Annotated in this window: 26 protein-coding genes and 1 pseudogene; 16 read left to right on the forward strand and 11 right to left on the reverse strand. The window is 71.2% G+C overall.

Translation table 11 applies throughout. The annotated features are described in order from the left end of the window. The first annotated feature begins 47 nt into the window (after window positions 1-47). Both F4558_RS29335 and F4558_RS29340 read left to right on the forward strand, forming a co-directional pair. Window positions 48-563, forward strand: a complete 516-nt coding sequence (locus tag F4558_RS29335) for a type III secretion system chaperone family protein (RefSeq protein WP_053655004.1) — start codon at window positions 48-50, stop codon at window positions 561-563. Between the two features lie 425 nt (window positions 564-988). Continuing rightward, a complete protein-coding gene (locus F4558_RS29340) occupies window positions 989-1,819 on the forward strand; it encodes a hypothetical protein (protein WP_376767604.1) in 831 nt (276 codons plus the stop codon). Between the two features lie 385 nt (window positions 1,820-2,204). Here the strand turns inward: F4558_RS29340 and F4558_RS29345 are convergent, their stop codons facing one another. Together F4558_RS29345 and F4558_RS29350 are read right to left on the reverse strand one after the other, a co-directional pair. Beyond that, entirely contained in the window at window positions 2,205-3,488 is a 1,284-nt protein-coding gene (locus F4558_RS29345; protein WP_167946899.1) for an MFS transporter, read from the reverse strand. A gap of 108 nt (window positions 3,489-3,596) precedes the next feature. Continuing rightward, window positions 3,597-4,877 (reverse strand): MDR family MFS transporter, encoded by a 1,281-nt coding sequence (locus tag F4558_RS29350; RefSeq protein WP_053654197.1) that lies wholly within the window; start codon window positions 4,875-4,877, stop codon window positions 3,597-3,599. A gap of 153 nt (window positions 4,878-5,030) precedes the next feature. Between F4558_RS29350 and F4558_RS29355 the strand changes: the two genes are divergently transcribed. Further along, the gene (locus tag F4558_RS29355) at window positions 5,031-5,798 is read left to right on the forward strand and encodes a phosphoglyceromutase (protein ID WP_167946901.1); all 768 of its coding nucleotides are present in this window, start codon (window positions 5,031-5,033) and stop codon (window positions 5,796-5,798) included. Between the two features lie 60 nt (window positions 5,799-5,858). Here the strand turns inward: F4558_RS29355 and phoU are convergent, their stop codons facing one another. Continuing rightward, on the reverse strand, window positions 5,859-6,512 hold the full coding sequence (gene phoU, locus F4558_RS29360) for a phosphate signaling complex protein PhoU (RefSeq protein ID WP_053655002.1): 654 nt from the start codon (window positions 6,510-6,512) through the stop codon (window positions 5,859-5,861). Window positions 6,513-6,715: 203 nt separating this feature from the next. Here phoU and F4558_RS29365 point away from each other — a divergent pair, with 203 nt between their 5' ends. Next, the gene (locus F4558_RS29365) at window positions 6,716-7,999 is read left to right on the forward strand and encodes a sensor histidine kinase (protein ID WP_053654194.1); all 1,284 of its coding nucleotides are present in this window, start codon (window positions 6,716-6,718) and stop codon (window positions 7,997-7,999) included. Between the two features lie 22 nt (window positions 8,000-8,021). Continuing rightward, window positions 8,022-8,705 (forward strand): response regulator, encoded by a 684-nt coding sequence (locus F4558_RS29370; protein WP_053654192.1) that lies wholly within the window; start codon window positions 8,022-8,024, stop codon window positions 8,703-8,705. 16 nt (window positions 8,706-8,721) lie between these two features. Here the strand turns inward: F4558_RS29370 and F4558_RS29375 are convergent, their stop codons facing one another. Genes F4558_RS29375 through F4558_RS29385 form a run of 3 tightly spaced genes read right to left on the reverse strand, consistent with a single transcriptional unit; the run spans window position 8,722 to window position 10,136 of the window. Continuing rightward, window positions 8,722-9,072 carry a type II toxin-antitoxin system death-on-curing family toxin gene (locus F4558_RS29375; RefSeq protein ID WP_312877412.1) on the reverse strand — a complete coding sequence of 117 codons (351 nt, stop codon included), beginning with the start codon at window positions 9,070-9,072 and terminating at the stop codon, window positions 8,722-8,724. A gap of 32 nt (window positions 9,073-9,104) precedes the next feature. Then, window positions 9,105-9,305 carry a hypothetical protein gene (locus tag F4558_RS29380; RefSeq protein ID WP_197281488.1) on the reverse strand — a complete coding sequence of 67 codons (201 nt, stop codon included), beginning with the start codon at window positions 9,303-9,305 and terminating at the stop codon, window positions 9,105-9,107. A gap of 30 nt (window positions 9,306-9,335) precedes the next feature. Next, a complete protein-coding gene (locus F4558_RS29385) occupies window positions 9,336-10,136 on the reverse strand; it encodes a DUF3109 family protein (protein ID WP_053654996.1) in 801 nt (266 codons plus the stop codon). Between the two features lie 80 nt (window positions 10,137-10,216). Here F4558_RS29385 and F4558_RS29390 point away from each other — a divergent pair, with 80 nt between their 5' ends. Both F4558_RS29390 and F4558_RS29395 read left to right on the forward strand, forming a co-directional pair. Then, window positions 10,217-11,161, forward strand: coding sequence for a Ppx/GppA phosphatase family protein (locus tag F4558_RS29390; RefSeq protein ID WP_053654190.1), 945 nt, complete (start codon window positions 10,217-10,219; stop codon window positions 11,159-11,161). 75 nt (window positions 11,162-11,236) lie between these two features. Next, the gene (locus tag F4558_RS29395; protein WP_053654188.1) at window positions 11,237-12,043 is read left to right on the forward strand and encodes a sugar phosphate isomerase/epimerase family protein; all 807 of its coding nucleotides are present in this window, start codon (window positions 11,237-11,239) and stop codon (window positions 12,041-12,043) included. A 49-nt stretch (window positions 12,044-12,092) separates the two neighbouring features. On the opposite strand, the gene F4558_RS29400 is transcribed toward F4558_RS29395, so the two are convergent. The 3 genes from F4558_RS29400 to F4558_RS29410 are packed head-to-tail and all read right to left on the reverse strand — an operon-like array spanning window position 12,093 to window position 14,140. Continuing rightward, window positions 12,093-12,680 (reverse strand): CGNR zinc finger domain-containing protein, encoded by a 588-nt coding sequence (locus F4558_RS29400; protein WP_167946903.1) that lies wholly within the window; start codon window positions 12,678-12,680, stop codon window positions 12,093-12,095. A gap of 19 nt (window positions 12,681-12,699) precedes the next feature. Beyond that, a complete protein-coding gene (locus tag F4558_RS29405) occupies window positions 12,700-13,866 on the reverse strand; it encodes a glutathionylspermidine synthase family protein (RefSeq protein WP_167946905.1) in 1,167 nt (388 codons plus the stop codon). Window position 13,867: 1 nt separating this feature from the next. Further along, window positions 13,868-14,140 carry a hypothetical protein gene (locus F4558_RS29410; RefSeq protein ID WP_312877413.1) on the reverse strand — a complete coding sequence of 91 codons (273 nt, stop codon included), beginning with the start codon at window positions 14,138-14,140 and terminating at the stop codon, window positions 13,868-13,870. A 153-nt stretch (window positions 14,141-14,293) separates the two neighbouring features. Between F4558_RS29410 and F4558_RS29415 the strand changes: the two genes are divergently transcribed. The 9 genes and pseudogenes from F4558_RS29415 (at window position 14,294) to F4558_RS29455 (ending at window position 23,263) form a co-directional block, all read left to right on the forward strand. After that, a complete protein-coding gene (locus tag F4558_RS29415) occupies window positions 14,294-15,214 on the forward strand; it encodes a proline dehydrogenase family protein (RefSeq protein ID WP_053654182.1) in 921 nt (306 codons plus the stop codon). A gap of 83 nt (window positions 15,215-15,297) precedes the next feature. Then, window positions 15,298-16,587, forward strand: a complete 1,290-nt coding sequence (locus F4558_RS29420; protein WP_167946907.1) for a hypothetical protein — start codon at window positions 15,298-15,300, stop codon at window positions 16,585-16,587. Between the two features lie 40 nt (window positions 16,588-16,627). Then, the gene (locus F4558_RS29425; protein WP_053654178.1) at window positions 16,628-18,010 is read left to right on the forward strand and encodes an efflux RND transporter periplasmic adaptor subunit; all 1,383 of its coding nucleotides are present in this window, start codon (window positions 16,628-16,630) and stop codon (window positions 18,008-18,010) included. Continuing rightward, window positions 18,007-18,882: pseudogene (locus F4558_RS29430) on the forward strand (ABC transporter ATP-binding protein); the annotation flags it as partial. The gene F4558_RS29425 and the pseudogene F4558_RS29430, both read left to right, overlap by 4 nt. A gap of 119 nt (window positions 18,883-19,001) precedes the next feature. Next, window positions 19,002-20,186, forward strand: coding sequence for an ABC transporter permease (locus F4558_RS29435; RefSeq protein WP_053654177.1), 1,185 nt, complete (start codon window positions 19,002-19,004; stop codon window positions 20,184-20,186). 206 nt (window positions 20,187-20,392) lie between these two features. Next, window positions 20,393-20,602, forward strand: coding sequence for a helix-turn-helix domain-containing protein (locus F4558_RS29440; RefSeq protein WP_007465625.1), 210 nt, complete (start codon window positions 20,393-20,395; stop codon window positions 20,600-20,602). A 306-nt stretch (window positions 20,603-20,908) separates the two neighbouring features. Then, window positions 20,909-21,010 carry a 30S ribosomal protein bS22 gene (locus F4558_RS29445; protein WP_007465623.1) on the forward strand — a complete coding sequence of 34 codons (102 nt, stop codon included), beginning with the start codon at window positions 20,909-20,911 and terminating at the stop codon, window positions 21,008-21,010. 121 nt (window positions 21,011-21,131) lie between these two features. After that, the gene (locus F4558_RS29450; protein WP_053654992.1) at window positions 21,132-22,208 is read left to right on the forward strand and encodes an NAD-dependent epimerase/dehydratase family protein; all 1,077 of its coding nucleotides are present in this window, start codon (window positions 21,132-21,134) and stop codon (window positions 22,206-22,208) included. A 245-nt stretch (window positions 22,209-22,453) separates the two neighbouring features. Continuing rightward, window positions 22,454-23,263 carry a lysophospholipid acyltransferase family protein gene (locus F4558_RS29455; RefSeq protein ID WP_053654985.1) on the forward strand — a complete coding sequence of 270 codons (810 nt, stop codon included), beginning with the start codon at window positions 22,454-22,456 and terminating at the stop codon, window positions 23,261-23,263. A gap of 9 nt (window positions 23,264-23,272) precedes the next feature. On the opposite strand, the gene F4558_RS29460 is transcribed toward F4558_RS29455, so the two are convergent. Next, the gene (locus F4558_RS29460; protein ID WP_053654175.1) at window positions 23,273-24,148 is read right to left on the reverse strand and encodes an HAD family hydrolase; all 876 of its coding nucleotides are present in this window, start codon (window positions 24,146-24,148) and stop codon (window positions 23,273-23,275) included. Window positions 24,149-24,281: 133 nt separating this feature from the next. After that, window positions 24,282-25,163, reverse strand: coding sequence for a DUF5667 domain-containing protein (locus tag F4558_RS29465; RefSeq protein WP_167946909.1), 882 nt, complete (start codon window positions 25,161-25,163; stop codon window positions 24,282-24,284). Window positions 25,164-25,259 lie beyond the last annotated feature (96 nt).

Here is a 25,259-nt window from a genome sequence, read left to right on the forward strand (position 1 = left end):
CGGCTCTCATCGGGTGCGCCGCCCCGGCCGGTCGTAGAGTGGGTCCGGTGAGCCCGAAAAGCGATCTCGCGTCCCTGATCGAGTCGGTGTGCGCCGAGCGTGACCTGGTGTGGGAATCGACGGGCCCCGGCTCGTACGCGGTGACCCTGCCAGGCACCCACAAGCTCAAGACGATCTGCAACCTGATCGTCGGGGAGCACGCGCTGCGGATCGAGGCGTTCGTGATGCGCCAGCCCGACGAGCGCCGCGAGGAGCTGTGGGCCTGGCTGTTGCAGCGCAACGCCCGGATGTACGGCGTCTCCTTCTCCACCGACAAGGTCGGCGACGTGTATCTGACCGGGCGGGTCAACCCGGCCGGTGTGGACGCCGACGAACTGGACCGGCTGCTCGGCGCGGTGCTCACGTACTCCGACGAGTCGTTCGACACGATGCTGGAGATCGGCTTCGGCAGCTCCATCCGGCGCGAGTACGAGTGGCGGGTCAAGCGCGGCGAGTCGACAGCGAACCTGGCCGCCTTCGCCCACCTCTTCGAACCGTCCGGCACCGGTCCCGACCCGGCCTGACGCCCGCTTCCGTCCGGCCCGGCACCCGTTTTCCACCTGGCCCGACGCCCGTTTCCGCCTGGCCTGACGCCCGTTTCCGCCTGGCCTGATGACCCGGATTCCAGCCCGCCGGTTGTCTGTGGTTCGGACTGCTCCTGACGGGTATGCCGCACCGCGCGGTACGGCACAGGGACCCCCGCGCGCCGAGGACGGAGTGTCGAGGAGCGGAGCATCCCATGGCTCAGCGGAACAGCTCAGGTCGCGGCGGGACTGCGACCAGGACCAAACGGCAGGCCGGCAACCAGACGCCGAATACTCCAGGGGTCTCCGAGTCGGAGATCTCCCGGATGCGTGTGGACGACATCCGCGGCCAGTTGCGCAAACGCGGGATCTCCGGGATCTCCGCACTGCGCAAGCCCGATCTGGTGAAACAGTTGGTGCGCTCGCTGCGTTCCGAACGCGGTGGCGCGGCCCGGGGCAGCACCGGCCCGGCTGGTCGGGCCACCGGCAGCAGGGCGTCGGCCGGGCGGGCCGCCGCGACGAAGAAGTCGGCGTCGAGGGCGGCACCCAGCCGCGCCAAGGCCGCGCCGGCCAACAAGAGCGCCCCCGCGAAGCGGGCCGCCGCCAAGAAGACGACCGCCGCACGGAAGTCGACGACAGCGCGTACCACTGCTGCGGCGCGGAAGTCGACGACAGCGCGTACCACTGCTGCCGCGTCGAAGCCGGCGGCGGCGCGCAAGACGGCCCCGGCCAGGAAGGCGGCCGGAGCCAAGTCCACCGCCGAGGCGAAGACGTCTGCGGCCCGTACCGCGCGTAAGGCACCGGCGCGACCGGCGGCCAAGCGTGCGGCGCCCGCGAAGCGTGCTGCCGCGAGCCGTCCGGCCGGCGGCGGTACGGCGGCCGGTGGCATCCGGACCGGGCGGGGCACCGGTCGGTCGGTCCGCAGCTCGCAGGTGATCTCGTCGATCGCGGACCGGCCGGAGCGCCCGGGGCGCAGTCTGATCACCGCGAACCACGAGGTGATCCAGCGCTGGGCACGGGAGCGTGGCGCGAAGCCGGCCACCATCGCCGGCACCGAGCGGGACGGCCGGGCGGGTGTGTTGACCTTCAACATCCCCGGCTATCGCGAGAGCAGCAAGATTCGCGAGATCACCTGGGACCAGTGGTTCCACACCTTCGATCTGCGCCGGCTGAACCTGATCTATCAGGAGCAGATGCGCGACGGCCGGCAGAGCAACTTCTTCCGGACCGAGTCACCCGATCGGGAAGACGGCTGAGGTGTTTGCGGGAATGCCCGAGGGGTATGCGGCGGTTACCAGAGACGGTGACCCCCGACTGGGGGATACCCGCCAGTTGTGACGGGCGAGACATCCAGTTGGGTTGAATCCAGAATCCGGGCGAACTAGCTTTATTGCACCGCGTCGCGCTTGGAAACGTTCGGGGGAGCGGCGGATCGATCAGATCCGTGCACCAGGCGAGATGCGAGGAACGGGTGGATCTACCGTTGGGGGACGGTGCCCACCTGTTTGGACCGGCGGCGTGAGCGGGCGATGCTTACGGGGGTGAGTGTTGCCCGCCGCCGCCGGCCCCACCAGCGGGCGCCCACCATGACCTTCGGGGCATGGTGGGCGCTTTGCGTGTTCGTACTCCCATTTGGTGAGGTCAGCGGGCCGGCGCGTGGTCCACGGCCGGAGCCGGCTCCAGGCCGGCGGCCCGGCGCAGCGCGGCGACGTGGCGCTCCCGGTGCGGCCCGGCCAGCAGGTGCCCAAGTGCGGCAAGCAGGCCCAGCCCGCCCACGATCAGCCAGTGCCCGTCGCCGAGGTGTTGCAGGCTCACCCCGCCCAGCGTGGGTGCGACGAACGCCGCCGCCGGGAAGGTCAGGTAGAAGACCGACTGATACCGGGCGCGTAGCTGCGGTGGCGCCAGATCCGCGTTGATCTGCGCGTTGGGTGGGGCGGCGAGCATCGAGCCGACCGTCCAGACCACAGCGGCGGCCAGGTAGACGCCCAGCACGTCGGCCACGGCCAGCACGCCGAAACCGACAGCGAGCAGAGCGGTCGAGACCGCCAGGACGACGTCCTTGCGGTGCCTGTCGATCAGCCGGGGCACGAACAGTTGCCCCAGCACGATCAGCGCGCCGCCCAGGGCCACCACCACCCCGTACGCCGATGGGCCGAGACCGTCCGCGCGCATCGCCAGCGGCATGATCGTCGAGGTTTGCATGGTGAGTACGGCCAGCACGAATGTGAGACCGACGAAGACCAGGAAGGTGCGGTCGGTGAGCGCGGTACGCAGGCCGGGACGCCGGGCTCGGGCGGACTCGGCCGGTGGCCGGAGGTCGACGCTTGCAGCGCCCCGTCGCAGGGTCTCCGGGACCTTCCAGGCGATGAGCACCGCGGCGGTAAGCGTGGCACCCGCGTCGACCAGGAACAGCGCTGTGAAGCTCGCCTCGGCCAGGACCCCGGCGAGCAGTGAGGCCACCGCCATACCCAGGTTGAACGCCCAGAACTGGAGGTTGAACGCACGCGAGCGGCGTTGCGCGGGCACCACGTCGACGATCGCCGCGACGAACGCCGGGCTGGGCATCGAGTGCACCACGCCTACAAGCGCGGACAGCACCGCGATCAACAGCAGGGGCCGGCTGAAGGCCAGCGCCACCATCAGGGCGGCGGTGGCCAGGTGGGCGGCGACCAGGGTGGACCGTCGGCCCCACCGGTCGGCAAGCACCCCGCCGAGCAGCACGCCTGCCGCCCCGCCCGCTCCGTACGCCCCGACCACAGTGCCGGCCAGCGACTCGCTGGCGCCCCGCGCGTCGGTGAGATAGAGCGACAGGAACAGCATGGCGAACGCGCCGGCCCTGTTGATGAGCAGGCCGGCCCAGAGGTACCAGAAGGTGGCGGGAAGTCCGCCCGCGGTGTCGTTCCACAAGCGCCGCAGGGCGTGCACCCGACCTCCCGACAGTTCAGTTTCCTAACCGTTTCCTGGGACGGTAGGAAGTCGGGCCCGTTCGCGCCAGTCGTATTGCTGATCATGGGCGGTACGTCACAGGGCGGGTCAGGCCGTCGCCTCGGCGGGCTGTGCGGCCGTCCGGGCGTCGGCAGGCACCAGCCCCGCACCGGAGCGGCGCAGCGCGTCAGCCCGCCGTTCCCGGGCCGGACCGGACACCAGGTGGGCCACCGCGGTCAGCACACCGAGCGCTGCGCAGCCGAGCCAGAGCGCGGAGTTGCCGGCGTGTTCGCGGACCAGGCCACCGAGGACCGGCGCGCTGGCCCCGGCGATCTGCCAGGAGAGCCCGAACACGCCCTGGTAGCGCCCGCGTAGCGCGGCCGGGGACAACTCGGCGATCAGCGTGGCGTTTGACGGCGAGTTCAGCATCTCGCCGACCGTCCAGATCAGCACGGTCAGCCCGTAGAACCAGGCGGAGCCGGCGAACGCGGTCAGCCCGAACCCGACCCCCATCACGACGGCGGACAGCGCGAGCACGTGCGAGCGGCTGCGGCCCCGGATCAGCCGGGGCACGAAGAGTTGGCCGACGACGATCAGGACGCCGTTGAGCGCGATCACCGAGCCGAAGGTGGCCGGGCTCAGACCGGAGTCGCCCATGGCGATCGGCAGCATCGAGATGTGCTGGAGGAAGACAAGCGCGGCGAACAGGTTCAGTACCACGAAGCCGAGGAAGACCCGGTCGGCGAGGATCGTGCGCAGGGCGCCACGAGGTGCCCTCGCGGTCGTGACGGTCGGGCCGGCGTGGCGGGTCTCCGGGACGCGGATGAAGATGATCAGCGCGGTGATCAGCATGGTGGCCGCGTCGACAAGGAACAGCAGCAGGTAGTCGGCCTGCGCGGCGAGACCGGCAAGGATGGCGGCGCAGGCGAAGCCCAGGTTGATCGCCCAGTAGTTGAGCGAGAAGGCGCGTAGCCGGTCCTTCGCCGGCACCACGTCGATCATCATGGCGCCGAACGCGGGTCGGGCCGCCTCGGCGAACAGGCCGAGCAGCAGCGCGCCCAGTGCCACGGCCCAGAGGTCCCGGGCCAGGCCGAGGGCGATCATCATGGCGGCCGCGCCGACGTGCGCGGTGAACAGCGTCGGGCGGCGACCCCACCGGTCGGCAAGGGTGCCGCCGACAGTGGTGCCGACCGCGCCACCGACGCCCCACAGGCCGAGCACCAGGCCGGCCTGGGAGGCGGAGAAGCCGCGTTCCTGGGTCAAATAGATGGCCAGGAAGATGAGGACGAACGAGCCGAGCCTGTTGATCAGGGTGCCGGTCCACAGGTACCAGAAGGTGGTGGGGAGGCCGCCGGTGGTGTCCCGGAACCAGCTCCGCATCGTCAACACGTCGTGCCCCCGCTTGCAAGTAATGACCGAGATGACCGTAGCGCCTTACGACCCTAGTGGTGGCCCGATCGACGGGTCACCCGCTTTTTCACGTGGTGGTCGTCACGACGGGTGGTCGCGTGTCCCGTGCCGGGTTGAGGCAGGATGATCCGCATGACTGCGAGCGAGGGGCCCACCATCGGGACGCTGGTCCTGCTGCGGCACGGCGAGAGTGACTGGAACGCCAAGAACCTCTTCACCGGCTGGGTCGACGTCGACCTGACCGAGAAGGGCGAGGGCGAGGCGAGGCGCGGCGGCGTGCTGCTCCGCGAACACGACCTGCTGCCGGACGTCGTCCACACCAGTGTGATGCGCCGGGCGATCCGCACCGCCGAGCTGGCGCTGAACGCCGCCGACCGGCACTGGATCGCGGTGCGCAGGTCGTGGCGGCTCAACGAGCGGCACTACGGCGCACTGCAGGGCAAGAACAAGAAGCAGACCCTTGACGAGTACGGCGAGGAGCAGTTCATGCTCTGGCGCCGGTCGTACGACACCCCACCGCCGCCGATCGCCGACGACGACGAGTGGTCGCAGGTGGGCGACCCGCGGTACGCGCTGCTGCCGACCGAGCTGATGCCACGTACCGAGTGCCTCAAGGACGTCGTCGAGCGGATGCTTCCCTACTGGTACGACTCGATCGTGCCGGACATCCTGGCCGGCCGGACGGTGCTGGTGGCCGCGCACGGCAACTCGCTGCGCGCCCTGGTCAAGCACCTCGACCAGATCTCCGACGAGGCGATCGCCAAGCTCAACATCCCGACCGGCATCCCGCTGCGCTACGACCTCGACCCGCAGCTGCGTCCGCTCACCCTGGGCGGCACCTACCTCGACCCCACGGCAGCGAAGGAAGCCGCCGCGGCGGTCGCGAACCAGGGCCGCTAAGAAGTTAGGAAGGGCCCCTTGTTATGCATAAAGCGATAACAAGGGGCCCTTCCTTGCACTTCAGCTGGCTGTGGGGGCGCTTTCTCCGGTGATCAGGTAGATCACGTGTTCGCCGGCGTTCACCGCGTGGTCGGCGAAGCGCTCGTAGAAGCGGCCCAGCAGGGTGGCGTCGATAGCGGTCTCCACCCCGTACGGCCAGTCGTCGCCGAGCAGCACCGAGAACAGGCTCTTGTGCAGCTCGTCCATGGCGTCGTCGTCACGGTCCAGCTCGCTGGCGAGGTCGACGTCGGGCTTGGCCAGCACCGAGCCGATCTTCACCGCCATCCGGTCGGCGATGTCGGCCATCTCGGTGAAGATCGCCCGCAGCTCGGCCGGCACGGCAGGCGACGGGTGCCGCCGCAGCGCTGTCTTCGCCACGTGGTCGGCGAGGTCGCCCATCCGCTCCAGGTCGGCCGCCACGTGCAGGGCGGTGATCATGGCGCGCAGGTCGGAGGCGACCGGCGCCTGCCGGGCGAGCAGGTCACACACCCGCTCCTCGACGTGCCGGTAGAGGTCGTCGATCTCGGCGTCCCGCTCGATGACCGTCTCGGCGGCCTGCCGATCGGCGGTGAGCAGGGCGCGGGTGGCCTGGCGCATGGCGGCGCGGACGCCCTCCGCCATGTCCACAAGCAGTTGGCTGACGATCTGGAGGTCGGCCCGGAACTCGTCGCGCATCATCACGTCCTGTGGTCGTCGCCGCCGACGGCTGTCGGCGCATGGGGCTGAGCAGGTGCGACGCCAACGGTAGGCGGCGTTGACGGATCCCGGATGAACCACGATGAACGACGCCAGACCGGTGGGTGAACAGTTTCGAAAGTGAGGGTGGTTCGTCCCGTTCTGCGTGGTAGCCAGGTTAACAATGACCCTACGATCGCCGGGTGGAGTGGGCAGTGGCGATCGTTGTGGCAGTGGCGCTGGTGGCCGGACTGGTCGCCGGTCTCCTGCTGCCCCGGTTCCTGCCGGCGCGCGACGCCCGCACCACATCGACGGGCAGCGTGAGCTCCCGATGGAGCAGGGGGAGGCCCGCGATAGCCGACGAACAGCAGACCGGGCTCGGCCGACGGACGATCGACTCGCTCCGGGCCGGTGTCGTGGTCCTGGACAACGACGACGTGCCTGTGCTGATCAACCCTGCTGCCCGCGCGATGGGGCTGCTGCGTACCGGCAGCACCCCGGGCTCGATCGCCGCGCACCCGCTGATCCGTACCCTCGCGGGCCAGGTGCGGCGCACCGGCGTGCGCCGCGAGATCGAGCTGGACCTGCCCCGGGGCCGCGACAGCGCGGGGGAGAACCCGCTCGGCGTGCACCTGCGGGCCATGGGTATCGGCAACGGCTTCATCGCTGTGGAAGCGGTCGACGTGACCGAGTCGCACCGGCTGACCCGGGTACGTCGTGACTTCGTGGCCAACGTGAGCCACGAGCTGAAGACCCCCATCGGGGCGCTCCAACTGCTCGCCGAAGCGCTGCTGGACGCCACCGAACCGGCCGACGCCGCGATGCCCGACCTCTCCGAGGACCTGGTGGCCGCCCGCCGGTTCGCCGAACGGATCCAGCACGAGTCGACCCGGCTGGGCCGGCTGGTGCAGGAGTTGCTGGAGCTGACCCGTTTGCAGGGCGCGGAGCCGCAGCCGCCTCCGGAGCCCGTGGCGCTCGACTGGGTGATCGCCGAGGTGGTCGACCGGACGCGCACCACGGCCGCCGCCCGCGGCGTCGAGGTGACGGTGGACGGCGAGCGCGGCCTCACCGCGTACGGCAGCGACGCCCAGCTCGCCACGGCCGTGGCGAACCTTGTGGAGAACGCCATCAACTACTCGGGGGAGGACACCACTGTGCGGGTCACCCTCCGCGGCGGCGACGAGCACGTCGAGATCGCGGTCGCCGACCAGGGCATCGGTATCGCCCCCACCGACGTGGACCGGGTGTTCGAGCGGTTCTACCGGGCAGACCAGGCGCGTTCGCGTGCCACCGGCGGCACCGGGCTCGGCCTGGCCATCGTGAAACACATCGCGAGCAACCATGGCGGTCGGGTGGAGGTGTCGAGCACTCTTGGAGGTGGATCGACGTTCACCCTCCGGTTGCCCGCCAGCCCACCGGACGACCTGCTGGCGACACTGCCACAGGCTGGGATCGAGGCCGGTCCGGCCGAGCTACGGCAGGTCTGACAGCAATGAAAGGAACCCCCCGTTGAGCCGCGTTCTGGTGGTCGAGGACGAGGAGTCGTTCTCCGACGCCCTGTCGTACATGCTCCGCAAGGAGGGCTTCGAGGTTTCGGTCGCCGCGACCGGCACCGACGCCCTCACCGAGTTCGACCGGACCGGCGCTGACATCGTCCTGCTCGACCTGATGTTGCCCGAGATGTCGGGGACCGAGGTGTGCCGGCAGCTCCGGCAGCGTTCGGCAGTGCCGATCATCATGGTCACCGCGAGGGACAGCGAGATCGACAAGGTGGTCGGCCTGGAGATCGGTGCCGACGACTACGTCACCAAGCCGTACTCGCCCCGGGAACTGGTTGCCCGGATCCGGGCGGTGCTCCGTCGGCAGAGCCCGGAGGTGGCCGAATCCGGCGCCCCGACGCTGGCCGCCGGCCCGGTGCGGATGGACATCGAGCGGCACGTGGTCACCGTCGAGGGTGGGAACGTGCAGTTGCCGTTGAAGGAGTTCGAGCTGCTGGAACTCCTGCTGCGCAACGCGGGCCGGGTGCTGACCCGGGGCCAGCTCATCGACCGGGTCTGGGGTGCCGACTACGTCGGTGACACCAAGACGCTCGACGTGCACGTCAAGCGGCTGCGCTCCAAGATCGAGCCGGAGCCGTCCGCGCCGCGCTTCATCGTCACCGTGCGAGGGCTGGGCTACAAGTTCGAGCCGTGATCGACAGCCGCTCAGGTCAGAACAGCTTGCGCAGGGCGGCGGAGATCTCGGCGACCTCTGTCAGCCGACTCTCCGCCACGCTGATCACCAGATCGTACGCGGCGTCCTGATCCATCTCGTCGAGCTGGGCAATGGTGACGGCGCGGTTCTGCAGCAGGAAGGCGATCGCCGTGATCCAGCCGATCCGCTTGTTGCCGTCAATGAACGGGTGGTTGTTGACCAGGGAGTGCAGCAGGGCCGCCGCCTTGGTCCACAGGTCGGGGTAGGCATCCTCCCCGAACACGCTCGCCCTCGACCGCGCCACAGCCGACTCCACGAGGCCGGCGTCTCTGATGCCGACGCCGAGCTTGCGGGCGATGCGTGCCACGTCGGCGAGCGTGGGGTAGCGGACCTCCGCCATCACTCAGCCAGGCGGGCGAGCAGCGCGGCGTGGCGGTCGATGATCTCGTCAGCGAGGTCGTCGAACTCCTTGGCGTTGCGCCGCGCCAGGTACTCGTCGATCGCGGTGACGACTACCGCGTGCATGGAGCGCGCTTCCTCGTCGGCGACAAGGCGGAGTCGCCGTTCGCGTTCGTCGTCAAGCCGAAGCGTCATGGCCATGAGCGAATGGTAGCAACTCTGCTACCAAGATCAGCTGGGTTCGTCGGCGGGGTGCGGGGCGATCATGCCCTGCTTCACCCGGGCCGCGCACAGCTCGGCCAGCCGCTCGTACGCCGCCGCACCGATGAGCGCCGTCAACTCGGGCCCGTACGACAGGTACATCGGCTCGGTGCCGACGTGCGCATCCGTCGAGGAGGTGCACCACCAGTCCAGGTCGTGCCCGCCGGCACCCCAGCCCCGCCTGTCGAACTCGGCAAGCGTGGAGACCAGCACCTTCGTGTTGTCCGGCCGCTTGACCCAGTCCTGATCGCGCCGGATCGGCAACTGCCAGCAGACGTCCGGCTTGTATTCCAACGGGTGCACGCCGTCGCGTAGCGCCTGACCGTGCAGGGCGCAGCCACCGCCGCCGGGAAAGTCGGCGTCGTTGAGGAAGACGCACGGCCCCTCCGCGCCCTGGGTGGCGGTGCGGCGGGCCGGGTTCTTGCCGTCGATCGTGTCCTGGTCGGTCCAACTCTTGAAGCCGCGCCGGAAATGCTGCCAGGTCGACGGGGTGAGCCGCTTGACAGCGCTGCGGACGCGCTTCTCGTCGTCCGAGTCGGTGAAGAAGGCCCCGTGCGAGCAGCAGCCGTCTGCGGACCGGCCGGCGATGATGCCGTGGCAGCCCTGGCCGAAGATGCAGGTCCAGCGGGACAGCAGCCAGGTCAGGTCGGCGCGGATCAGGTGGTTGTCGTCCGCCGGGTCGGCGAACTCGATCCACTCCCGGGGGAAGTCCAGCGGCACCTCGCGGCTACGCGGGTCGCCCGGATCGTCCACCAGCACGCGGAGCTCCATCGTCACCCGGCCCAGCGTACGCCCGGTGTAGGCCATGGGCTGCCGAGCCACGCAAACGTGTTGCCCCTAGTGTCTTCACCATGCGACTGGGTGTCCTCGACGTCGGTTCCAACACCGTGCACCTGCTGGTTGTCGACGCGCACCACGGTGCGCATCCCTGGCCGGCGCACTCGGAGAAGGTGGTGCTGCGCCTCGCCGAGCAGATCGGCCCCGACGGCGCGCTGACCGAGGCGGGCGCGGACAGCCTGGTCAAGGCGGTCGGCATGGCCAGGGCAGCGGCCACCGGCCTGGAGGCCGCCGACCTGATCGCGTTCGCCACCTCCGCGGTCCGCGACGCCACAAACGCCGCCGACGTCCTGGCCCGGGTCCGCGACGAGACCGGCGTACGCCTGGAGGTGCTCTCCGGCGCGGACGAGGCGCGGATGACGTTCCTGGCGGTGCGACGCTGGTTCGGCTGGTCGGCGGGGCGAATGCTTGTGCTCGACATCGGCGGCGGCTCCCTGGAGATCGCCGCCGGGATCGACGAGGACCCGAACGTCGCGATCTCGTTGCCGCTCGGGGCCGGCCGGTTGACCCGGGAGCGGCTGCGGGTCGAGCCGGACAGCACGGCGCCGCCGTCCGCCGAGGCCGTCGAAAGGCTGCGGGAGTACGTGGACGGCCGGCTCGACAAGGTGGTCGACCAGATGACCCAGGTGGGTTGGGAGCGGACGGCGGCCACCTCGAAGACGTTCCGTACCCTGGCCCGGCTCGCCGGAGCGGCACCGTCGGGCGCCGGGCTCTGGGTGCCCCGCCGCCTGACCCGCGCCGGGTTGCGGCAGGTAATCGGTTTCATCAGGCACATCCCCCCGGCGCAGTTGATGGAGTTGGAGGGGGTCAGCGCGGGCCGCGCCCACCAGTTGCTGGCCGGCGCTGTGGTCGCCGAGGCGGTGATGCGCAAGCTGGACCTGGACTCGGTGGACATCTGCCCGTGGGCGCTGCGCGAGGGCGTCATCCTCCGCCGACTCGATCAACTCGAACCGATGTGAGGACGGGTCCGGTAGCGGGTGTTTTGCTGATGCTCGTCCTGATAGTCCCGTGACAACCGGGCTACCCTGGCTGATGTGACTTCCCGCGTTCCCGTCCTCCTGTCCAGCTCGTCAGTCTTTCCCGAACCGACCGCTGCGGCGTTCCAGATGGCCGCGGCGCTCGGCTACGACGGCGTCGAGGTGATGGTCTGGACCGACGTGGTCAGCCAGGACGCCGGAGCGCTGCGCGGCCTCTCCGAGCACTACGGGGTGCCGGTCCTGTCGGTGCACGCGCCCTGCCTGCTTGTCACCCAGCGGGTGTGGAGCCCGGACCCGTGGGAGCGGCTGCGCCGGGCCGCCGAGTTGGCCGAGACGCTGGAGGCGCCGACTGTGGTGGTGCATCCCCCGTTCAGTTGGCAGCGCGACTACGCGCGCGGGTTCGTCGACGGGCTGGCCACCATCGCGGACCAGTTCAGCGGGCTGCACATCGCTGTGGAGAACATGTACCCGGTGCGGATGGCAGGCCGCCAGTTCGTCCCGTACGTGCCGGGCTGGGATCCGACCGAGGCCGGCTATGCGTCGTACACACTGGATCTGTCGCACTGCGCGGCCTCGCACAGCGACCCGCTCGCGATGGCCGACCGGATGGGCTCCGGGCTGGTGCACGTGCACCTCGGCGACGGCACCGGCGAGGGCCGCGACGAGCACCTGGTGCCCGGGCGGGGCACCCAGCCCTGCGGGGAGCTGCTCTCCTCGCTGGCCGGGCGCGGCTTCACCGGTTCGGTGGCGGTGGAGGTCGCGACGCGGGGAGCGAAGAGCCGCGCGGTGCGCGAGGCGGACCTACGCGCCTCGCTGGAGTTCGCCCGCCAGCACCTGAGCACCCCGTCCCCGGTCGACGCCTGAACGCCCGCGCCGGGACCCGGCGCGGGCCCGCCCTGCGCCGGGCGGTGGCCTAGCTGATCGGCGTCAGCGAATCGGCCTTCGCTGTCGGCTGCGGAGCGACAGTCGGCTGCTCGACGATCGCGGCCCGCTTACGGGCCCGATGCGCCGCAACGTGCGAGCGGGTGGCGCAGCGCTCCGAGCAGAACCGCCGGCAGCAGTTGGACGACGTGTCCAGGTAGACGTTGCCGCACCGCTCGTCGGCGCAGACGCCGAAACGGGCGCTGCCGTACTCGCAGAGCCACACCGACAGCCCCCAGACCGCGCCGGCCAGGTATTCCGCGCTCACCGACGCGCCCCGGCTGGTGACGTGCATGTGCCAGTCGCTGGAGTCGTGCCCGGAGATGCGCGGCTGGACCGGGAACGCCTCGAGCAGCGCGTTCAGCTCGGTCACCGCCTGGGCGTCACGCCCCGAGGTGCCGTACTCGAAGACGTCGCGGAGCCGCTTCTGCGCTCGCCGGAAGATCGCGATATCCCGCTCCGCGACCTCGTCGCGCATCCATTCGTTCTCGGCGGGAAAGAGCGCCCTTAGGTCGTCGAGGTCGTCCAGGCGGGCGTTGACCAGGTCAACACCGGTCCGGGCGTACGCGTCGAAGTTCACGCCCCCAACGGTAGACGACTCACGGGGTACGCGGCGCGTCGATGTAGTGCGGCAGGAACCGCGCGTAACCGTCGGTGATCAGGCTTGCGCTTTCGCGAACCCCGACGCCCGCCGACTCCCCGTCGACGATCCAACTGCCCAGCACCGTCCGATTGCCGTCGAACTGTGGCAACGCCCTGAACTCCTGATAGCACCAGCCCTCGTCGCCGTAGATCCCCGGATTGGTGATCTCCTCCTCGGCCGTCACGATGCGTACCGAGCCGCCCTCGCGACCGAGCAGCGGCTTCGCCACGTACTCCCGCATGCCGCGCGGCGAGTCGAGGTACGCCGGGAGCAGGTATTCGTGGCCCGGGTACAGCTCCCAGAGGATCGCGAGCAGCGCCTTGTTCGACAGGAGCAGCTTCCAGGCCGGTTCGATCCAGGTGGTCGGCGTACCCGGGTCGAGCGCCGGCGGGCCGTACGGCTCGGCAAGCATCCACTCCCACGGGTAGAGCTTGAAACACGTGGTCACCGGGCGGTCCGCGGCGTCGATGAAGCGCCGGCCGTCCCAGCCGATCTTCTGGATGGGTTGCAGCTCCGCGTCCAGGCCGGCCTGCCGTGCCGTCTCTGCCAGGTAGCCGGCGGTCATGTGGTCCTCGCCCGACTCCTCCTCGTTCGACCAGAGCACGTGCACCCGGCGGTCGTGCAGCCCAGCGCCGATCTTGGCCCAGGCGCCGACCAGCCGCTCGTGCAGGCTGTTCCACTGGTCCAGATCCGGCCGGGTCTCCTCCAGCCAGTACCACTGGATGATGCTCGCCTCGACAAGCGCGGTGGGGGTGTCGGCGTTGTACTCCAACATCTTCGGAGGCCAGGTGCCGTCGTACGCCAGGTCGAAGCGGCCGTAGAGGGTGGGCGGCGCCTCGCGCAGTGACCTGGCCACCGCCTCGGCCGCCCACTGCGGGATGCCGAACTCGGCGTACCGGTGCTTGGCGACCACGTGCTCGGCGGCAGCCACCGACATGCGGTGCAGTTCCTCGGTGGCCTCCTCCAGCCGCAGCACCTCGTCCAGGTCGAAGGCGTACGCGGCGGTCTCGTCCCAGTACGACATGATCCCGCCGTCGGGGAGTTCCGTGTCGACGTAGACGAGCCCCTGCTCCCGGATGGTGGCGTCCCAGTCGGGCCGAGGGGTCACCGGCACACGGCGCACGTCAACCTCCGCAGGCGGCGAGGTGGGTGCCGAAGCCGCCGCGTTCGGGCACGGCTGCTGTCGTGGGCTCCGGTGCCGCCCGACCGGCAGAGGCCTGGGGAATCCGCATCGCCAGCGCGACAGTGTCGCCGCCGCCGACCGGCCCGAGGGCGCAGTCGTCGTCATCGTCGTCGTCGGAGGTCATGTTGCAGCCGGAGAGAGCGAGCGCCAGGGCGGTGAGCGCGCCGAGCTGCACGGAGGCCGACCGGAGCCGGCGACGGGGGCGTTGTTCCACGGCACCGTTGTAGCTGATCGATGCCAACAGCACCGCCCCGGCCCCGGCTGTCAAAGGGGCCCGTTGTAGCACATAAACCCCCAAGTGACATCCGGTCGAGGTGCCCCGGCCGCTGCCCGGCGGAGGTACCGGCACGGGCGATACGCTCGGCTCATGCTCCGTTCCGTCATCCTCGCCGCCTCCCGGTCATCCCAGGTCGAGCGGCTTGTCGCGACTGCCCCGTACACCCGGGACGTCGTCCGCCGGTTCGTCGCCGGCGCCGCCACCGACGATGCGCTGCGCGTGACCCGCGGGCTCATCGACGACGGCCTGGCTGTCACCCTCGACCACCTCGGCGAGGACACCGTCACCCCCGAGCAGGCAGTCGCCACCCGGGACGAATACCTCAGGCTGCTGAAGATGCTCGCCGAGGCCGGGCTCACCCCGGCGGCCGAGGTGAGCGTGAAGCTCTCCGCCCTCGGCCAGATGTTCGACGAGCAGCTGGCGTACGACAGCGTCCGGGCGATCTGCGCGGCGGCCGACGCGGCGGGCACCACTGTCACGCTGGACATGGAGGACCACACCACCACCGACTCGACGTTGGAGGTGCTGGGCAAGCTGCGCAAGGACTTCCCGTCGACGGGCGCGGTGCTCCAGGCGTACCTGCGTCGCACCGAGTCGGACTGCCGGGAGTTGTCCTCGGCGGGGTCGCGGGTACGGCTGTGCAAGGGCGCCTACAAGGAGCCGGAGTCGGTGGCGTACCAGTCGGCCCGCGAGGTCGACAAGTCCTACGTCCGCTGCATGAACATCCTGATGTCCGGCGACGGCTACCCGATGCTCGCCACCCACGACCCCCGGATGATCGCGATCGGCGAGGACCGGGCCCGCTGGTTCGACAGGGGAGCGGATCGCTTCGAGTTCCAGATGCTCTTCGGGATCCGTCCGGAGGAGCAGGCCCGGCTGGCCGGCGAGGGCTACACAGTGCGCACGTACGTCCCGTACGGCGACGACTGGTACGGCTACCTGATGCGCCGGCTCGCGGAGCGCCCGGCGAACCTTGTCTTCTTCGGCCGCGCCCTGATGTCCAAGAAGTAGCCCGCTGTGGCGGGTGGGTCCACAGGGTGGGTCGAGGTGGTAGCGGCTCGTTTGCTCCGGCGAATGGTCGTACCCTTCGGCGGGTGACTGACGAGGTGGAGCAGCCATCGCCGCGGCGGCTCTGGCCGCTGTGGACGGTGCTCGTGGTGGTCGTCCTGCTGCTCGGCTGTGGCCTGCCCGCGCTGCTTGTCGCCGGTGTGGTGCGGGAGTCCGGTGACCGGGCCACCGTCAGCCGTGCCGGCACCCCGGCCAGCGACGATCCGGCGACAGCCGTCGCCCGCGGACTGTCCGACCGGATGACCGCGCAGCTCCAGCGGCAGGCCACGGCACTGCTCGGCGGTGACCGGGCCGCCTACCTGGCCGTCGCCGACCCGGGCGCGCACGCCGACCTGCGCCGCCGCTTCGCCGCGCTGCGCGCGCTCAAGGTCACCGTGTGGCGGGCCGAGTCGAGCGGCCTGCCCGTGCCTGTCGTCGGCCGACCCGGCGAGTGGCGGCTGCTGGTGCGCTTCCAGTACTGCTTCGTGGTGCCCGACTGCCGGCCGAGCCCGGTGTTGATCGGTACCCGCTGGCGGGAGAACGGCGACCAGCCCCGGCTGGTCGCCGTGGAGGAGTCCAAGTCGGCGGAGACCGGCACCCGACCGTGGGAGATCAGCGACCTGGCCGTTGCGGTCGGCGCGCGGACCATAGTGGCCACCACACCGGCGCTGCGCGGCAAGCTGCCCGGCCTGCTGGCCCAGGCCGAGGCGGCGGCCAAGATCGCCGACGGGTACGTCGTGGCCGGCTCCCCGCCGGACCGCTACCGGATCTTCTACGCCGGTCGCACCGAGTGGCAGCGCTGGTACGGCGGCGGCCGGCCACAATGGACCGGCGGTTACGCGGTGACAGTCGGCGGTGGCCACCACGAGGTGGTGCTCAACGCCGAAGGGCTGCCCAGCAGTGGCACGGACGACCTGCTCCGGCACGAGTTGACCCACGCCGCCTCGCTGCCGGAGCGCGGCTATCCGGGCAAGACGACCTGGTGGCTGGTCGAAGGGCTTGCCGAGTTCGCCGGTGCGGGAGGGCAGGCGGTCGACAGGTACGAGGGGCTCGCCGAGGTGCGCGCGCTGGTCAGGGGCAGATGGGACGGCAGGCTGGAGGGGATCACGCCCGCCGACAACGCCGAAGCCGAGCGGGTCGGCGGCAGCTACGGCGTCGGCTACCTCGCCGTCCGGCACCTCGTCGACAGGTTCGGAACGACCCAGCTCCTCGCCTTCTTCAAGGCCGTGGTGCACGAGCGCAAGCCCTTCGACGTCGCCGCCGAGGAGTCGTTCGGTGAGCAGTGGTCGACGCTGCACGACGAGTGCGTCGCGTACGTCCGCGCGGTCGCCGCCTGACGTCCGATGCGGCAGTGACGGTGCGCCGTACCATCGATGGGTGCGCCGCCCCCAGCCGCCGCGGCCCGCAAGCGTCACGCGGCCCCGCCTGCTCATCGCCCTGACCGCCATCGCCGTCCTCACCGCCACCACCGCCGCGTCCTGCGGCGACGAAGACCCCGACCTCGCGCTGGCGTCGGCCGCCCGCAACCCGGTCGCCGAGGTGATCGACGCCCCGGCGACGGTGACTGCCCGTGCAGCCGCGACCCTCACCGCACCCGCCGACGGCACAGTGGCCAGCCTGCGCGTTCAACCTGGTCAGCGGGTCAAGCGCGGCCAGGTCCTCGCCGTCGTCGACTCGCCGTCGGCGCAGCAGCGCCTGCGCCAGGCGAAGGAGGCGCTGACCGCCGCGAAGCGCGCCGGCCGAGGTGTTCCCACAGGCGACCTGACCGGCAGCCGCCGCGACACCGACAAGGCCGCCGGCGAGGCGTTCGACGCCGCCCGCAAGGCCGCCGAGAAGATCGCCGACCCGCAGGTGCGGGACGCGCTGCTGGCCCAGGTGACCTCCGCCCAGCGGCAGTACGACGCCGCCGCGCGCAGCGCCGACCAGGCCGTCCGCGCCGTGCAGCGGGGGATCAACGGGCTGAGCTCGGCCGTCGGCGCGCTCTCCGCTGCGCAACGGCTCCAGGCCCAGCAGGCGTACGACCTGGCGAAGGCAACCGTCGACGCGCTGACCCTGCGCGCCCCGCTCGCCGGTGTGGTGCAGCCGGGCGGCACCCGGGCCGGCGGTGGCGCGAACGCCGGTCTGGCCGGGCTGCTGGAGCAGGCCGGTGGGGCCGGCATCGACCCGTCCGTGCTGGCCCCCGCTCAGGGCGGGCCGCCCGCCGGGGTCGACGACGCGGTCGCTGTCGGCGGCCAGGTAACCGCCGGCACGCCGGTGCTGACAGTTGTCGACATCGGGCAGTTGGGGCTGCTCGCCGAGGTGGACGAGACGGACGTACTGCTGGTCAAGCCCGGTGTGACAGCCACCGTCGAGCTGGACGCCGTCACCGGTGCCAGCTACGACGCGACGGTCCGCTCGGTCGACGTGCTGCCCACCAACTCCGCGCAGGGCGGTGTCACCTACCGGGTACGCCTCGCACTGGGCGCCGGGAAGCTCGCCGAGAACGAGCCGGCCCCGACGCCCCGCCCCGGCATGAACGCGATAGTGCGGCTGCGCGTACGCGAGGCGGCCGACGCGGTGACCGTCCCCGCCTCGGCGGTGTTCTCCGCCGACGGGCGGGACGCGGTATGGGTGGTCCGCGACGGCAAGGCGGATCGGGCGCCGGTGACAGTTGGCGTGCAGGGGCCCGACCTGGTGCAGATCCTCGACGGCGTCCAGCCCGGCGACCGGATCGTTGTGCGCGGCACCGACCAGGTGCGCGACGGCCAGGAAGTCCGGTGACCGAGCCGGCAGCGGGGCCGGCGGGGGAGCGCGTCGCTGCCATCGAGGCGGTGGACGTGTCGCGGACGTACCAACTGGACGGCGTGTCGGTCGAAGCGCTGCGCGGGGTGTCGCTGACAGTGCAGCCGGGTGACTACGTTGCGCTCGTCGGCCCGTCCGGCTCGGGCAAATCCACACTCATGCACCTGCTGGGCGGGCTCGACCGGCCCACCGGCGGCCGACTGGTGATCGGCGGGCGGGACGTCAACGCGCTCTCCCCACCGGAGATGGCCACCCTTCGAAACGAGACGATCGGCTTCGTCTTCCAGGCGTTCCACCTGCTGCCGCGTACCTCAGCCGTGGAGAACGTGGCGCTGCCGCTGGTCTACAGAGGCGTGTCGGCCCGGCAGCGTCGGGAGCGGGCGGCGGCGATGCTCGGCCGGGTGGGCCTCGGGCACCGGCTGGACCACAGGCCCAACCAGATGTCCGGTGGCGAGCAGCAACGGGTGGCTATCGCCCGCGCGCTCGTCACCGAACCGACGGTGCTGCTGGCCGACGAGCCGACGGGCAACCTGGACAGCGTCACCGGAGCGGCGGTGCTTGAGCTGTTGGAGCGGTTGAACGCCGAGTCCGGGGTGGCGCTGGTGATGGTCACCCACGACCAGGAGGTCGCGGCGCGGGCCGCCCGTCGGATCACCATGCGCGACGGCGTGGTGGTCGCCGACAGCATCGCCGCCGAGCCCACCGGCCTTCATGATCGACCGCTGTCGGACGGCCACGGTCGACCTGAGACACTGATGCCCGCTCCCAGCGCGGAGCCCCGGTCCGTGTCCGGAAACGGCCCGGGGCACCCGCCCGGTGGCTCCGGTGGCGCCGCCGGAGCCACCGGGCGCCTTCCGCTCGCGCCCCCGGACACCGCCGCGACGGGCACACCGACCAGCGCCGACGCGGCGCTCGCGCCCACCGACGCCGAGGCTGGCCACGCTCCGGACGCAGGCTCCGGGAGCGGGTCGTGAGGGTCGCCGAGGCGTGGCGGGTGGCGTTGGACGCGCTACGCGCCAACCGGCTGCGCAGCGCGCTCACAATGCTCGGCGTGATCATCGGCGTGGCCTCGGTGGTGCTGCTGGTGGCCATCGGCACCGGCACCAAGCAGAAGGTGGAACAGCAGGTCGAAGGGCTCGGCTCCAACCTGCTGCTGGTCGTCCCCGGCCGGATCGAGGTGGGCAACGCCCCTGTCGTGTCGCCGTTGACCCTCAAGGACGTGGACGCCGTGACCCGGGTGGTCGGCGACCCCGAGCGGGTGGCGGTCACCGTCGCCTCGGGTGCTACCGCACGGGCCGGCGCCTACTCCGACTTCACGACGGTGCAGGGCGTACTGGAGACGACCCCTGCGGTGTTCGCGCGGTCGCTGGCCCGGGGCCGCTACCTCACCGGCACTGACGTCGACACGAGCCGACGGGTAGCGGTGCTCGGTGACTCGGTGGCCCGCGCGCTCTTTCCCGACCGGGACCCCCTCGGCCAGCAGGTGACACTCGCCGGGGTGCGGTTCCGGGTGATCGGCGTGTTCACGCCGCTCGGGCAGAGTCTCGGCGTCGACCGCGACGACGAGGTGCACGTGCCGGTGACAGCCGCGCAGCGCCTCTGGGGCACCCAGCGGGTGGACGGCATCGCGGTGAAGGCGCCGGACCGGGAAAGGATCGACGAGCTGGGCGAGCGCATCGTCGCCGAACTCAACCGCCGCCACCCGGACACCGAGTTCAGCGCCGTCACGCAGCAGCAGATCCTCGGCGTACTCGGCGACATCCTCGGCATCCTCACCGGCGTGCTCGCCGCCATCGCCGGCATCTCCCTGCTCGTCGGCGGGGTCGGCGTCTCCAACATCATGCTTGTCAGCGTCCGCGAGCGGACCAGGGAGATCGGGCTGCGCAAGGCCGTCGGCGCCCGCCCCCGCGACATCGGCGTGCAGTTTCTGCTGGAGGCGGTGCTGCTCACCACGATCGGCGGGCTGACCGGGATGGCGCTGGGCGTGGGCACCGCCCTGCTTGTCGACGCGTTGTCCCCAATTCCGGCGGCGATCACCTGGTGGTCGCTGGCACTTGCGTTCGGGGTGTCGGCGGCCGTGGGGATCGTCTTCGGTGTCGTCCCCGCGCAGCGTGCCGGCAGGCTCGACCCGGTGGTGGCGCTGCGCGCCGAGTGAGTGAGCGCAATCGGACAGCGGACGCAGGCGGGGAGAATCCGGGAGCGCGGATCGGGTGAACCAGCGATCCAAACATGATCAGTTGTAAGAAGGGATCGCGCCGGTCACAGCCGCCCCGCTACCGTACTGGTAACACGCGCGTCGCCGCCCGGCCCGGAGCATCCGTCGGGATGGCACGCGCCGGGCATGGGATGGGTCGGTGAGCCATGGCCGGGTCACAGTCCGACGGACGGCTGTCGGAGGTCAAGTTCCTGACCGTCGCAGAGGTCGCGACGGTCATGCGGGTGTCGAAGATGACTGTCTATCGCCTGGTGCACAGCGGTGAGCTCACCGCCGTGCGGGTCGGCCGGTCCTTCCGGGTGCCCGAGCACGCCGTGCACGAATATCTCCGGGGCGCCTTTCAGGAAACCGCCTGAGCCACCGCCGGGCCGATCGCGCACACAGTGACGGGCGCGCGTACGAGCCTGTCGGTGCCGACGGGAAGCGGCATCGGTGAGCGCCTGAGGTGGACGGGCGGGGCTGGTGGTCGCGTACCGAAAGCGGCGACGGCGGGGGCGCGTTGGTCCTGCTGACGCTCTCCCGCTACCCTGGAGCCCGACCGAGGCCCCACCGGTGCGCCCCGCCGCCCAGACTGGTCCGGTCCTTTGTCCGCATGCGGTCGCCGTCGCCACAAGCGTGGTGTCATTCGGTCCGCCCCGCACGTTGTATCGAAAGGCTGTCGTATGGGCTCGGTGGTCAAGAAGCGCCGTAAGCGCATGGCTAAGAAGAAGCACCGCAAGCTGCTGCGCAAGACCCGCGTCCAGCGTCGCCGTCTCGGCAAGTGATCGCCGCCGGGCTCATGGCCCGGCGTTCGGCGACTCTTGCCAACTGTCGACTTCCGGAGGCTCAGGTGATCAGGCCGTGGTCGTCCCGGCTCGGTCCCTCCTGCCGGTGTAGGTGCGTCAGATGACCCCCGGTAGCACCCCAGGTGCTCCGGGGGTCGTCGTCGTGACCGGCGTCGGTCGATACCTGGGCGCTCACGTTGCGGCGCGACTGGCGGCCGACCCGCGTATCGAGCGGGTCATCGGCGTGGACGTGCCGGAGCCCGGTGCCGAGTTCACCGACCTGCTCGACCGTGTCGAGCGGGTTCGCGTCGACCCCGGCTCACTCGGTGGGCTCCTCGCCGACCTGGACGTCGACGCAGTCGTGCACCTCGCGCTGGTCAGCTCCCCCGACCCGCAGCACGGTGGCCGGTCGGCAATGAAGGACCAGAACGTCATCGGCACCATGCAACTGCTCGCCGCCTGCCAGCGAGCGCCCCGGCTGCGCAAGCTCGTGGTCCGGTCCTCGACCGCCGCGTACGGGGTGTCGTTCCGGGACCCGGCGGTCTTCACCGAGGAGACCGAACCGCGCGAGGTGCCGCGCGGCGGTTTCGGCCGCGACATCCTCGACCTTGAGGGGTACGTCCGTGGTTTCCGGCGTCGCCGACCCGACGTCACGGCGACGGTGCTGCGGTTCGCCCCGTTCATCGGCTCCAACGCCGACACGACGTTGACCCGCTACTTCGCGCAGCCGTTCGTGCCCACCGTCTTCGGCCGCGATCCGCGGTTGCAGTTCCTGCACTTCGACGACGCGTTGGAGGTGCTGCACCGGTCGATCGTCGAGGACCACCCGGGCACCTACAACGTCGCCGGTCCGGGCGTCCTGTCGCTGTCCCAGGCGATCCGGCGGGCCGGCCGGGTAGCGGTGCCGGTGCTGGAGCCGGGCCTCTCCGGCGCGGCCGCGTTGGCCCGCAACATGGGCTTCGGCCGCTACGGCCTGGACCAGGTCGACCTCTTCGTGCACGGCAGGGTCGTCGACACCACCCGGCTTGAGCAGGAGTACGGCTTCACGCCCCGCTCCACCGCCGCCGCGTTCGACGACTTCATCCGCGCCCACCACGGCGGGGTCGTGCTCAGCCGGAGTCAGTTGGCCGCCGCCGAGCAGCTCGTCCTGGACGGCATCCGGCAGGTCCGCTCAGCGGTGCGGGAGCGGTCGTCGTGAGCGGGCCGGAAACGGGTCGCGAGCCGACGGGCAACGGGCGATTCGACGTACCCCCGGAGGTGACGCCGGACGTGGAGCCGGCGCGGCGTAACGGGCACCGACCGGCGGCACAGGTCGCGCCGACCCCGACCCCGACGCCGGCCGACGAGGTCGACACCGCGGCCACCGACGAGCCCGCGACCGCCAGTGGCGCGGCCGTTCCGGACCGGCCGGGTGACCCGTGGGACCGGCGTGTCGCCGACGGCCTGGCGTTCCTGCGCCGACGGCTGTCCGGCGAGTACGAGGTCGACGAGTTCGGCTTCGACCCGGAGCTGACCGACGCGGTCTTCCACCCCCTGCTGCGGCTGCTCTACCGGGACTGGTTCCGCACCGAGGTCAGCGGCGTGGAGCACGTGCCCGTCGACGGGCCGGCCCTGGTGGTCGGCAACCACTCGGGGACCGTGGCGTTGGACGCGCTGATCCTCTCGGCGGCGCTGCACGACAAGCACCCCGCACACCGCTACCTGCGCCTGCTCGGCGCGGACCTGGTCTTCCGGATGCCTGTGGTGTCCGAGATCGCCCGCAAGACCGGCGGTACGGTGGCCTGCAACCCGGACGCCGAGCGTCTGCTCGGCGGCGGTGACCTCGTGGGCGTGTTCCCCGAGGGGTTCAAGGGCATCGGCAAGCTCTACGCCGACCGCTACAAGCTGCAACGGTTCGGACGCGGCGGGTTCGTGTCGGCGGCGCTGCGCACCGGCACCCCGATCGTGCCCGTCGCCATCGTCGGCGGCGAGGAGATCTACCCGATGCTCGCCGACATCAAGCCCCTCGCGCGGCTGCTGAAGCTGCCCTACTTCCCGGTCACGCCGACCTTCCCGTGGCTCGGGCCGCTGGGCATGGTGCCGCTGCCCAGCAAGTGGCTGATCGAGTTCTGCCCGCCGATCCCCACCGCGCACCTGACCGACTCGGCGGACGACCCGCTGGTGGTCTTCAACCTCGCCGACCAGGTGCGGGAGACCATCCAGCAGACGCTGCACTCGCTGTTGGAGCGGCGACCGGACCCGTTCGGCCCCTGAGGCGCGGCGTCAGCTGTCGCGGCGCCGGCGCTGGAGCGCCAGGCCGGCGGTCACCGCACCGGCGACCAGACCGGCTGCCGCCGTCGACGGTACGGCGATCTTTGCCGCTCGCCGGCCGGTGCGGAAGTCCCGCACCTCCCAGCCGTCCTGCCGGGCCTGCCGCAGCAGGGTGCCGTCCGGGTTGACCGCCACCGCCCGACCGACCGCGCGGAGCAGAGGCAGGTCGTTCGCGGAGTCGCTGTAGGCCGCGCAGCGGGACAGGTCCAGCCCTTCCACGGAGGCGAGCTGGGTGACCGCCTCGGCCTTCGCCGGCCCGTGCATGAGGTCGCCCACCAACCGTCCGGTGTACGCCCCGTCGAGCACCTCGGCCACCGTACCGATCGCACCGGTCAGGCCTAGTCGGGTGGCGATCACCCGGCCGATCTCCACCGGAGCGGCGCTCACCAGCCAGACGCGCTGACCGGCGTCCAGGTGGGCCTGGGCGAGCTGGTGGGTGCCGCTCCAGATCCGCGGTGCCATCAGCTCGTCGAAGATCTCCTCCGAGAGCCGTTCGACGTCGTCGACCCGCCAACCCTCGACGAAGGCGAGTGCGGCCTCCTTGGCCTGGGACATGTCACCGGCGTGTTCCCGGGCGAGCACCCGGAACCGGAGCTGCTGCCAGGCGAAGCGCGCCAGGTCGGTGGTGGTGAAGTAGTTGCGGGCGGCGAGCCCGCGAGCGAACCAGTAGATTGACGCGCCCTGCATCATCGTGTTGTCCACGTCGAAGAAGGCGGCGGCGGTCGGGTCCGGTGAGGGTGGGGTCACCGGCGCCAGTTCGGTCTCCGCCCAACCGGCGGTGTGACCGTGGGCGTCGGTGCTGACCGTCACCTTGCGGCTGCGTGCCACGCGACCCCCTTCCTGACCAGGCGCGACGGATGTCTCCAGCGAGGGTATCCGGCGGCAACGGTCGACCGACCACTCACACAGGGAACTGTGGCGTGGTCGGTCGGAACGAGCGGAAAGGAAGCGTTCCGGCAGGTCAGCGGTCGCCGGGGCAGGTGGTCGGCGCGGGCCCGAGGCTGTCGCTACCGGCCGGTGCCGGCAGGCCGCAGGCGATCGCGTCGCGCAGCGCGTCCGAGCGTTCCCGGATGGTGTCCAGCAGCGCCAGCGACCGTCGGGTCCGTTCCCGGTCGGCCCGGTTGGCCCCGTCGAGCAGCTTGCTCACCGCCTTGTGCTGGCTCGCGACGAACGCGTTGACGGTGTCCAGGCTGCTCGGCTCGGCCCGTTGCAAGGCGGCAGCGGTGAGCAGGCGGATGCCCTGCCGGGTGTCGGCGTCCATGTCGTCGAGGACGGCGCTGTAACCGATGGCATCGCCGCGCAGTTCGGCGGCCTCGCCGAGCCTGGTCCGGGCGAAGTCGAGGAAGAGTTGGCCGCGGCTGATGTCCGAGCTGGCCAGGGCGAGCTGGGCGCGTTCGGTCGACCGCTTCATGCCGTACAGCGCGTCGCCGGGCACCGCGTTCTCGCTGGCTGCGGAGATCCCGGAGACAGCGACGGCACCGGCGGCGATGCCGATCAGGATCGCGCCCCGGGCGCGGGCGCGCCGGGCGGTGGCCGCCGGAAGCAGTGACCCGCGGGCGGTGGTGGCGGCCGGACGCGCCACAGACGGTTCGGCGGCCGCCGGCGTGGTGCCCATCCCGTCGCGTTCGGCGGTGGCGAGCAGCATCGCCCGCAGGCCGGTGCGGAATTCGGGATCCACCTCGGGCGCGGGGGGATCGACGCTGAGCCGCTGGCCCACCGCTACCAGCGGTGCCAGTTGGCCGTCCACCCGGGACCTTACGTGGTGCCGCCGGCCGCCGTTGGCCTCGTCGAGAAGCTGCGCGAAGCGCTTGGCGCGCCGGCGGGAGAAGAGGATGTTGTCCACCGCTGGCACCTCCTCTCGCTGGTCACGGCCGGTCGGCCGCCGTCGTTGCCAGCGACCGGTCGGCAGTGTGACACCACGGAGGTGAGGTGCCGTCCG

Origin of the sequence: Micromonospora profundi (assembly GCF_011927785.1) — a bacterium.
Lineage (GTDB): Bacteria > Actinomycetota > Actinomycetes > Mycobacteriales > Micromonosporaceae > Micromonospora > Micromonospora profundi.

Coding starts and splice junctions, on each gene's coding strand:
- F4558_RS29355 (WP_167946901.1), top strand. CDS start 5,031: ATGACTGCGAGCGAGGGGCCCACCATCGGGACGCTGGTCCTGCTGCGG.
- phoU (WP_053655002.1), bottom strand. CDS start 6,512: ATGCGCGACGAGTTCCGGGCCGACCTCCAGATCGTCAGCCAACTGCTT.
- F4558_RS29380 (WP_197281488.1), bottom strand. CDS start 9,305: ATGGCCATGACGCTTCGGCTTGACGACGAACGCGAACGGCGACTCCGC.
- F4558_RS29385 (WP_053654996.1), bottom strand. CDS start 10,136: ATGGAGCTCCGCGTGCTGGTGGACGATCCGGGCGACCCGCGTAGCCGC.
- F4558_RS29390 (WP_053654190.1), top strand. CDS start 10,217: ATGCGACTGGGTGTCCTCGACGTCGGTTCCAACACCGTGCACCTGCTG.
- F4558_RS29415 (WP_053654182.1), top strand. CDS start 14,294: ATGCTCCGTTCCGTCATCCTCGCCGCCTCCCGGTCATCCCAGGTCGAG.
- F4558_RS29440 (WP_007465625.1), top strand. CDS start 20,393: ATGGCCGGGTCACAGTCCGACGGACGGCTGTCGGAGGTCAAGTTCCTG.
- F4558_RS29445 (WP_007465623.1), top strand. CDS start 20,909: ATGGGCTCGGTGGTCAAGAAGCGCCGTAAGCGCATGGCTAAGAAGAAG.
- F4558_RS29450 (WP_053654992.1), top strand. CDS start 21,132: ATGACCCCCGGTAGCACCCCAGGTGCTCCGGGGGTCGTCGTCGTGACC.